1 pseudogene is annotated in these 817 nt (G+C 50.4%); it reads left to right on the forward strand.

Annotated elements, in window-relative coordinates:
* Positions 1-3: 3 nt before the first annotated feature.
* A pseudogene (locus JCM15764_RS25655) lies at positions 4-817 on the forward strand (Na+/H+ antiporter NhaA); the annotation flags it as partial.

Raw genomic sequence — 817 nt, forward strand, 5'->3', positions numbered from 1 at the left:
CACATCAACTTGCTGCGGGAATTTTCCATCCCTCTGCTCATGGGGGTGTCGGTTGCCCTTGCCTGGGCAAACCTCGATCATAAATCTTATGAATGGTTGATTCATACGCCCATTGTCGGGGGCGTCAATCTTCACTTCCTCACAAATGATTTATTTATGGTGCTGTTCTTTGGCATTGCTGCCGCCGAGATCACCGAAAGCTGTCTGCCCGGCGGCGATTTGAATCCGCCCAGAAAGGCTCTTAATGCCATTATAGCGACCATTGGGGGTATTTTAGGCCCTGCAGCAGTCTATTTGACACTCAACATGCTGTTTGGCTCCTCTGCATTAAGAAACGGTTGGGGAATTCCTACAGCTACGGATATAGCCTTGGCTTGGCTGGTGGCTCGAACTGTTTTCGGGCGCAATCATCCGGCTGTAGCATTTCTGCTGTTATTGGCCATTGCTGATGATGCCATCGGCTCCTGATAATCGCCATATTCTATCCAAACCCCCATCAGCTACCGGAACCGTTAATGCTTCTGCTTATTCCTCTCGGCATGCTGTTCGCCTGGGGCCTTAGGTCAGCCAGGGTGAAACCATACTGGCCATACTTGATCACGGGCGGATTGGTAGTCTGGACTGGCCTGTATCTGGGTAATCTTCACCCGGCACTTGCTCTTGCTTTTATAGTGCCTTTCATGCCTCACGAAAAGAAGGAAACCGTGCATATGTTTGAAGAAGATGCGCGGGAGCATTCTACCCTCGACAAGTTTGTTCATGACTGGCGGCTTTTCGTTGACTTCGGCATGTTCATGTTCGGACTGGTGAATGCTGG

The organism is Geotalea toluenoxydans JCM 15764 (genome assembly GCF_001311985.1).
Taxonomy (GTDB): Bacteria; Desulfobacterota; Desulfuromonadia; order Geobacterales; family Geobacteraceae; genus Geotalea; species Geotalea toluenoxydans.